Origin of the sequence: Pseudoalteromonas sp. TAB23 (assembly GCF_000498075.1) — a bacterium.
Lineage (GTDB): Bacteria > Pseudomonadota > Gammaproteobacteria > Enterobacterales > Alteromonadaceae > Pseudoalteromonas > Pseudoalteromonas arctica.
Genome location: NZ_AUTP01000322.1, coordinates 1 through 8091, shown reverse-complemented (window position 1 = coordinate 8091; position 8091 = coordinate 1). Strand labels below are relative to the sequence as shown.

Here is an 8091-nt window from a genome sequence, read left to right as displayed (position 1 = left end):
CAAGCCGGTGTTGATGTAAACGTGCCGTTTGCTCCAGGACGTGGAGATGCAACAGATGAAATGACTGATGCAGAATCGTTTGATGTACTAGAACCCATTCACGATGGTTTTAGAAACTGGCTGAAAAAAGATTACGCAGTATCAGCTGAAGAGTTATTACTAGAGCGCAGCCAACTAATGGGATTAAGTGCACCAGAAATGTCGGTACTTATTGGTGGGATGCGAGTACTAGGTACTAACTATGCTGGCAGCGAACATGGCGTATTTACAAATAGCGTAGGCTCATTAACCAACGACTTCTTTGTAAACTTAACTGACATGTCAAACCGTTGGGAGCCAACTCAAAAAGGTTTATACAATATAGTAGACCGTAAAAGTGGCACTACAAAATGGACTGCAACACGCGTTGATTTAGTATTTGGATCAAACTCTATATTGCGCGCACTTGCTGAGTTTTATGCACAAGACGACAACAAAGAGCGCTTTGTACATGACTTTGTAAACGCATGGGTAAAAGTAATGAACGCAGACAGATTCGATCTTAAATAATCTGTACGCTAAATAAAAACGGGGGAGTAATAATTTACTCCCCCGTTTTTGCATATAGTCCCGGTCAGTATTACTTATAAAATATTGTAATTTATCTAAGTCATATAAAAATTAGGCATTAAAAAAGGCGGCAAAAGCCACCTTTTTATAAAACAATAAAACTTATAGAAGTGCAAAAAGCTTTTGTAGTTGTGGCATGTATTCGCTCACAAGTTCAAGGTTGCTTTCGCTTACTAAAGACTCTGTAGACTCCTCAGCTGCGCTTGACGATTTACCAAACGAACCCATTAACGAACTAGCGCCTTTATCTTTAGCACTTTTCATGCTTTGAAAACCGCCCATTACTTTATTCGCTGTTTCTTGATTATCAGCAGATAAACCCGATTTAAGGTTTTCGATATAAGCCATTGATACTTCAGAACCTACAGTTACTAGTTGCTCTGGTGTAAAGCCGTAGCGGCCTGTAACACCCGCGAAGCTTTTGTATAGGTCTTGCTCTTTAATCATGCTTAGTGCGCTATTAGCTAAAGAGCTTTGTTCGTCAACACTTTGATCTGCAGAACCACCTAACATACTTGCTAAGTCTAAGTCTTTTAATGACTCTTGGCTGCTTGCCCAGCTCGTTACAGCTGGCAGTGCTTTCATATAGCTTTGAAGTTGACCTTCGTTAATATCTACTGCAAGGCTTGAGAAACTCATTGCTAATAAGCTAAGTGATACAAGTATTTTTTTCATTGAGCATTTCCTAGTATTAAAGTTGTGCCAATTAGAAACTAATAAGCAACACTTGCCAACACAAAATAATATATTGGCTGATTTTATAGTACAATTTATGAGAATTTATTTAAGTTCTAAGAATTTAGTTCATTCACCACAAGCTAATGTACTGATGATATAATACATTTTTGACAAATAGAGCTGAACACAATGTTAACAATTTCAAATACTGTCACTATCGATGAATGGGAACTAGAGCTTACGGCTATTCGTTCGCAAGGTGCCGGTGGTCAAAATGTTAACAAAGTAGCCAGTGCCATTCATTTACGCTTTGATATTAATCGCTCTAAATTACCTGATTTTTATAAAGAGCGTTTGCTAGCCTTAAATGATACAAGAATTACCAAAGAGGGCGTTTTAATAATTAAAGCGCAAAGCCACCGTACGCAAGAGCTAAACCGAGAAGATGCCCTTAAGCGCTTAAAAGATTTAATTCTTAGTGCTACCGTTGTTAATAAAGCGCGTCGTGCCACCAAGCCTAGCCGTAATTCACAGCGAAAGCGCATGGACAAAAAAACTAAACACGGGCAAAACAAAGCGCTACGCGGCAACATAAAGTTTTAGTTTTAAACGGTATTAATAAAGTATAGAAGAGACTTGATGCCTACATGCAGGCACCATTTTTACATCGTATTGTACGTATAAAAATATAAGTGAGGGGTAGCCTCACTTATATTTAATAACTATTAATACCTACTTAGCCATTTCTAAATCAGATTCTGCATTTGCCAACATTGCAAACTCTTCATCAGCGCTTTTAGCAACCAAGTGTTTTGAGCTATAGCCAAAGTAATATGCGGCGCCCACAATAAACAGCACCATAGTGTATAAAAATGCACGAGGGTCAAACGCATACACACCCGTTAATGCTATAAGCGAAAGTACTAAAGCAATACTTGACGTAACTACGCCACCTGGAGTTTTGTACGGGCGAGGTAAATCAGGTTGTTTAACGCGAAGTAAAATATGGCTCAGCGCCATTAATGCATACGAGAGCGTTGCACCTACTACTGCCATTGCAAGTATTAAGTCACCCTCACCACTGAGTGATACTAAAAAGCCAAATACTGCCGGTACAATCAACGCACGTGCTGGCACTTTGCGATTAGTCGTAATAGACAACGAACGTGGTAAATAACCGGCTCTAGATAAAGCAAACACTAAGCGACTATAACCATAAATAATAGAGAAAAACGAAGCAACTAAACCCGCAAGCCCTAATATATTTACAACGGTTGCTAAGCCCTCACTACCCGATGCATTTAATGCATCAACTAAAGGCACTGCACTTGCCCCCATTGCAGCAGCACCGCCAGCACCAGGCACTAAAACAACAACTAAAAAAGCAGTAAATAACAAAAAGATCATTGCACCAATAATGCCTTTTGGCACATCTTTAGCGGGATCTTTTGCTTCTTCAGCAGCAAGCGGTACACCTTCAACCGCTAAAAATAACCACATGGCAAACGGTAATGCAGCCCAAACCCCGTACCAACCTAAAGGTAAAAACTCACTGGCTCCCACTGCATTTGTTACGGGGACGTCAAATAAGCGCGATGCATCAAAATTTGTGATTAAAACAAAAGCCGTTGCAATAATAGCTAATACCGCTAAACCACTTATTACCATCATTACTTTAAGCGCTTCTCCTACGCCCGCTAAATGAATTCCCACAAATAGTAAGTAAAATAATGCATATACCCATGGGCCATTAAATCCGGTGAGGGCTTCAACTGCCGAGCCTATAAAAATAACAATAGCAGCGGGTGCTAAGGCATATTCAATTAATACGGCAAGCCCGGTTAAATAGCCTCCCGCTGGCCCCATAGCTTGACGCGCAAAACTATAACCACCGCCTGCAGCAGGTATTGCAGCTGACATTTCAGCAAGCGATAGTACAAGCGCTAAATACATAACGGCCATTAATACTGCAGCAATGGCAAAACCACCCCAACCGGCTTCGGCGATACCAAAGTTCCAGCCTGCAAAGTCACCTGATATTACATACGACACACCCAAACCTGCGAGCAATAACCACCCCGCAGTACCTCGTTTTAACTGTCTTTTAGCAAGGTACTCTGTATTATTATTAGTAGACATAACCTTTCTCCGTTGATGTTTAGTTTTTATTTTTTTATTTCATGTGTTTTTAATTCCTAGATTAAAATTACTCAGCAATTAAAAAGTTAGTGGTTGAAACCTGGTGCTCAATTACATCATCTTGTGTGCGGTCTTTTAAATTAACCCCAGTTAGTTTTAGTTTTTTAGCTTCACGTAATAAGTACAGTGCGCGTCGCGCCGCTTCTGTATAAGGTAGGCCTGCAGGGCGAATATTCGATATGCAATTACGACATGCATCGTTAAGTCCTGTTTTGGGCTCCCATGTCAAATATAAGCCAAGGCTATCTGGCGAACTAAGTCCTGGGCGCTCTCCTATTAACACCATAACCACCTGCGCATTTAGCAACTCACCTATATCATCTCCAATCGCTACTCGCCCTTGCTCAACCAAAGTAATGGGAGCAATTTTAAATTGCTTGTCTGTTGTAAGGTGCGTTAATAGCTCTGTTATAAATGGGTATGCATTTTTTTGTACCGCCAACGACGAAAGTCCATCAACCACTACAATCGCTAAATCGTATTTAGCCTGCGTAGTGTGCTTTTGTTTATTCATATAGCTGAGAAGTACTTGCCTACCATTTTCATCAAGTTTGCGGCCTAAATCGGGTCGCTGAAGGTAAGTAACCCTGTCAACGGCTTGGCTGTGTAAATGCAGGGGAGGGGCAACCTCTTTTAATACGCTAATACTGCCTAGTTGCTCAGTCATTTCGTTAATATCAAGCGGAAAACTCACCGCATCACGCGCTTGTGCATGAGATAGCTGAAAAGCCAGCATTTCTGAGGTTGGCAAACTTATACCAGCGCGACCAAGCCCAATACGGGCGTCGGTAAAACGCCGTAAATCACTCCAAGGGTTGTGCACTACATTACCGTTATTTTTATGCTCATTTACTGAGTTATCTAATGGAGTGGTCGGTTTTGAACGTGATTTCATGAGCCACCTCCAGCAATTGCACCCAGAGGTTTAGCAAAAGCGGGAGGCAAGGTATCTGAAAGTGTGATGTCGGTAGTGCTTTGCATAATTTTCATTTTGCTTAGCCATGCTTCAAACTCAGGGGCGGGTCTAGAGCCAAGAACTCGACGCACATATAATGCATCATGAAACGACGTAGTTTGGTAGTTAAGCATAATATCGTCAGAGCCAGGTATTCCCATTACAAACGAGCAACCTGCAACACCTAATAGCGTTAGCAAATTATCCATATCGTTTTGATCGGCCTCTGCATGATTGGTGTAACACACGTCGCACCCCATCGGTATGCCTAGTAACTTAGCGCAAAAGTGATCCTCAAGTCCTGCTCGGGTAATTTCTTTACCATCAAACAAATATTCAGGGCCAATAAACCCCACCACGGTATTAACCAGTAACGGATTAAACTTACGAGCAACTGCATAAGCGCGAGCTTCACACGTTTGCTGATCAAGCCCATGATGCGCATTTGCTGAAAGCGAACTGCCTTGCCCGGTTTCAAAATACATCACGTTATTGCCAACAGTACCGCGCTTTAAACTCAAGGCCGCATCTTGCGCTTCGGCTAAGGTATTTAAATTAAAGCCAAAACTTGAGTTAGTAGCCTCTGTGCCGCCAATCGACTGAAATACCAAATCAACCGGTGCGCCAGCTTCTATACATTCAATAGTGTTAGTAACATGGGTAAGCACACAGCTTTGCGTCGGTATGGCGTATTTTTGAATAACATCATCCATTAATGTCATTAATTTAATGGCTTGGGCAACGTTATCGGTTGCTGGGTTTATACCTATTACGGCATCGCCATTACCGTATAGCAGCCCATCAAGCATGCATGCAGCAATACCGTTAATATCGTCAGTTGGATGATTTGGTTGTAAACGTGTAGATAAATGCCCAGAGAGGCCAATAGTGTTTCTAAAAGCACTCGTAACATGGCACTTTTTAGCAATTAATATGAGATCTTGATTGCGCATTATTTTGCTAACAGCAGCAGCCATTTCAGGCGTAATACCTTGCCTTATACTTGCAAGTACAGCGGGTGTTGCAAAGTCACTTAAAAGCCAATTACGAAAGTCACCTACGGTTAAATGTGCAATAGCCATAAAGGCATTGGCATCGTGCTCGTCAATAATTAAGCGTGTAATTTCGTCATCTTCGTAGGGAATAAGTACCTCATTTAAAAATGTTTTAAGAGGTACATCGGCCAATGTCATTTGTGCCACAGCACGTTCTTGTGCTGATTGTGCAATTACGCCCGCTAAGCGATCACCCGAACGTTGCGGCGTTGCTTTAGCCATCAACTGCGCTAAGTTCTTGAATTTATAAGTGTGTGTGCCTAAAGTGTAACTGTACGCTTGCCCCATGATTTACTCCACATAACTAATATGATAAACCTTGGTATAGGTTTTGCTGCATCTTTAGCTATAAATCAATTTTCAATAGTTACAAGACAGCTTATTTTGTACCAAGTAACTATCGAATTTCGGCAAAAGATTATTTATTAATCCAATTCAATTGGTTACATACGCAAAGCGGTGTTAACTTAACCATAATAAAAGTGTAACGAAAAAGAGCATCCCCTATATGGCGCAGCAAAATAGGTACGGCGCACCACTTAAGAGCAAGGTGCAAACACATGACATAGACGAGCAAGCGCATAGCCTTACTCAATGGCAGCAAAAATACGATCAAATGAGCGACGGCAGCTTTTATGGTTTTATTGAAGAAACAGATTATGCCAATATTCATGTGTTTAAAGAATACACCGAGCGAGCGCTTCGTCAGCAATGTAACATCGCCCCCAATTCGGTTTGGCTTGGCATTCCTTGTCAGTCGCAGCAAAGTAAGATTAATGGTCTAAGTGTGGTAAGTAATCAATTTATGTGCCGCACAAGTGATAATGACTTTGAGCTGATAACCCCTGAGCAATTTAATATTTATGGTTTGGTAATCGATTGGAATTCAATTGAATATATGGCGCAGCTACAAGGCGTAACATTGAAAAACCTGTCATCTGCACAATCAGCTCGCTTATCGGTAAGCAACTCATCATTGCAAACGGCAAGGCAAATAATTAATAGCATGGTTGTAGGCAAGGGCTTTGGACTTAAAACCGAATCACAACAAGATATGCTAAACATGTTGGCACTACACTTATTACAAGCAGATAATCCACAACAAAATATTGCGCCAAGTTATAAGCACCGAAAAGCCGTAGTAGATAAAGTAAAAGATTACGTGGCCACAAATCCACAAAACCCAATAACCATAACCGAGCTGTGCGAGCTTGCTTTTGTAAGTAGGCGCACACTTCAGTATAGTTTTGAGAGTATTTTAGGAATTAACCCTTTGCGGTTTTTACGTTTAACACGTTTAAATAATGTAAGGCGGGAACTAAAAAAATTAAACCAAGATAAGCCAATTTCAGTAATAGCAGCCAATTGGGGATTTTGGCATGCGGGACAATTTGCTAAAGATTACACGCAACTATTTGGTGAAAACCCATCACAAACAGTTAAAAATAATAGTTTTAAAGGTTAGAAACTACACTTCTAACGTGAGCAAGTTCCTTCTACAGACGATACTCTAACTTGAGTATAAGCACCTGTAGATACCATCTCTCATTTTAAGCTTCAAGGTCGTATTTAACTTTCTTGGAGCTTAAACGCTTCTTGGTTTTTTATTACACCAAAACATATATGAATGAGCTTTCGCATATTTGCACACACAGCTTGCATCGGTGTTTTACCATTGTTTATTAACGTTAACTTGTGTCTCTTTATTGTTTTATTCCATTGCCCTGCAACAATGGCCGCCATATAAAGTTTGCATCGAATTCTGGCTGGCCCAAGTTTACTGATTGATGTTCGCCCTTTTAATTTACCCGATTCATTATGCCGTGGGATTAATCCACAATAAGCTGCCGCTTCTTTGGCTTTATTAAATTTTTTAGCCGCAAACAAATACGTCAGCTCTCTCGATAATACGGGCCCTATGCCAGGGATAGACTCAAGTAGTTTCCTGTTTCTTTTTAAATCAGGTTCATTATCTATGTGGTTATCAATGTCAGATTTAAGCTGTTTAATTTCATCATCTAAAAACGCGATTGTCACTTTTATCGATTGGCAAACACGTGCTGAAACGTTGCTGAATTCACTTGCTTCTAATCGGTTAGCTTCTCGTTGTCGGTTACTCTCAAGCGCATCTAAACGACGGATAAGGGCTTTAAGCTCTCTAACTTCTAATGCATCAGGTTGCCAATAACTAACGACTGCGTGCTTAGCACAGCCGTAATGAGCAAGCATCGTTGCATCAGATTTGTCTGTTTTATGAATTATGTTTAAAGCGTCTGCATACTTTTTAGCTTTACCGGGATTCGCTAAAATAATATTAAAGCCTTGCTCGTGTAAAAAATACATCAGTGCTTCATGATAAACACCCGTTGGTTCGAGGGTGATAACGAGCTCATTAGCAGCGCTTTTAGTTGTATTTAAAAGCCATTTTTCTATTGCTAAAAAGTCTTGATGCTTGTTTTTAAAGACTTTTGTTTTAATTTTGTTTGTAAGCTGGTCTCTCAACCACGATAAATCAATCTTCTCTTTACTAATATCAATGCCGATAAACATCATCTCTACTTACTCCCCTTGTACATACAGCATCTACTTAAAAAA

The 8091-nt window shown here is 40.4% G+C and carries 8 protein-coding genes; 3 read left to right on the top strand and 5 right to left on the bottom strand.

Annotated features, from left to right (window positions below):
- A partial coding sequence (locus L654_RS0121075) for a peroxidase family protein (RefSeq protein ID WP_029751358.1) occupies positions 1 to 549 on the top strand: 549 nt, incomplete at its 5' end.
- A 162-nt stretch (positions 550 to 711) separates the two neighbouring features.
- Here L654_RS0121075 and L654_RS0121070 read toward each other — a convergent pair.
- On the bottom strand, positions 712 to 1284 hold the full coding sequence (locus L654_RS0121070; protein WP_010555231.1) for a hypothetical protein: 573 nt from the start codon (positions 1282 to 1284) through the stop codon (positions 712 to 714).
- A gap of 192 nt (positions 1285 to 1476) precedes the next feature.
- Between L654_RS0121070 and arfB the strand changes: the two genes are divergently transcribed.
- Positions 1477 to 1890 (top strand): alternative ribosome rescue aminoacyl-tRNA hydrolase ArfB, encoded by a 414-nt coding sequence (gene arfB / locus L654_RS0121065; protein WP_007583522.1) that lies wholly within the window; start codon positions 1477 to 1479, stop codon positions 1888 to 1890.
- A gap of 129 nt (positions 1891 to 2019) precedes the next feature.
- Here the strand turns inward: arfB and eat are convergent, their stop codons facing one another.
- The 3 genes from eat to L654_RS0121050 form a co-directional block, all read right to left on the bottom strand.
- Complete coding sequence (gene eat, locus L654_RS0121060) at positions 2020 to 3426, bottom strand: ethanolamine permease (RefSeq protein WP_024591132.1); 1407 nt, start codon at positions 3424 to 3426, stop codon at positions 2020 to 2022.
- Between the two features lie 67 nt (positions 3427 to 3493).
- Positions 3494 to 4381, bottom strand: a complete 888-nt coding sequence (gene eutC, locus L654_RS0121055) for an ethanolamine ammonia-lyase subunit EutC (RefSeq protein ID WP_024591133.1) — start codon at positions 4379 to 4381, stop codon at positions 3494 to 3496.
- Positions 4378 to 5784: an ethanolamine ammonia-lyase subunit EutB gene (locus L654_RS0121050; RefSeq protein WP_024591134.1), complete on the bottom strand. Its 1407-nt coding sequence runs from the start codon at positions 5782 to 5784 to the stop codon at positions 4378 to 4380. The genes eutC and L654_RS0121050 overlap by 4 nt, the downstream gene beginning before the upstream one ends.
- A 220-nt stretch (positions 5785 to 6004) precedes the next feature.
- Between L654_RS0121050 and L654_RS0121045 the strand changes: the two genes are divergently transcribed.
- The gene (locus tag L654_RS0121045; RefSeq protein WP_024591135.1) at positions 6005 to 6961 is read left to right on the top strand and encodes a helix-turn-helix domain-containing protein; all 957 of its coding nucleotides are present in this window, start codon (positions 6005 to 6007) and stop codon (positions 6959 to 6961) included.
- A gap of 104 nt (positions 6962 to 7065) precedes the next feature.
- Here the strand turns inward: L654_RS0121045 and L654_RS0121040 are convergent, their stop codons facing one another.
- A complete protein-coding gene (locus L654_RS0121040; RefSeq protein WP_024599096.1) occupies positions 7066 to 8049 on the bottom strand; it encodes an IS110 family transposase in 984 nt (327 codons plus the stop codon).
- Positions 8050 to 8091 lie beyond the last annotated feature (42 nt).

What these genes read in the sequence shown, in the direction of transcription:
- L654_RS0121070 (WP_010555231.1), bottom strand. Translation starts at nt 1,284, where the DNA reads ATGAAAAAAATACTTGTATCACTTAGCTTATTAGCAATGAGTTTCTCA.
- arfB (WP_007583522.1), top strand. Translation starts at nt 1,477, where the DNA reads ATGTTAACAATTTCAAATACTGTCACTATCGATGAATGGGAACTAGAG.
- eat (WP_024591132.1), bottom strand. Translation starts at nt 3,426, where the DNA reads ATGTCTACTAATAATAATACAGAGTACCTTGCTAAAAGACAGTTAAAA.
- eutC (WP_024591133.1), bottom strand. Translation starts at nt 4,381, where the DNA reads ATGAAATCACGTTCAAAACCGACCACTCCATTAGATAACTCAGTAAAT.
- L654_RS0121050 (WP_024591134.1), bottom strand. Translation starts at nt 5,784, where the DNA reads ATGGGGCAAGCGTACAGTTACACTTTAGGCACACACACTTATAAATTC.
- L654_RS0121045 (WP_024591135.1), top strand. Translation starts at nt 6,005, where the DNA reads ATGGCGCAGCAAAATAGGTACGGCGCACCACTTAAGAGCAAGGTGCAA.
- L654_RS0121040 (WP_024599096.1), bottom strand. Translation starts at nt 8,049, where the DNA reads ATGATGTTTATCGGCATTGATATTAGTAAAGAGAAGATTGATTTATCG.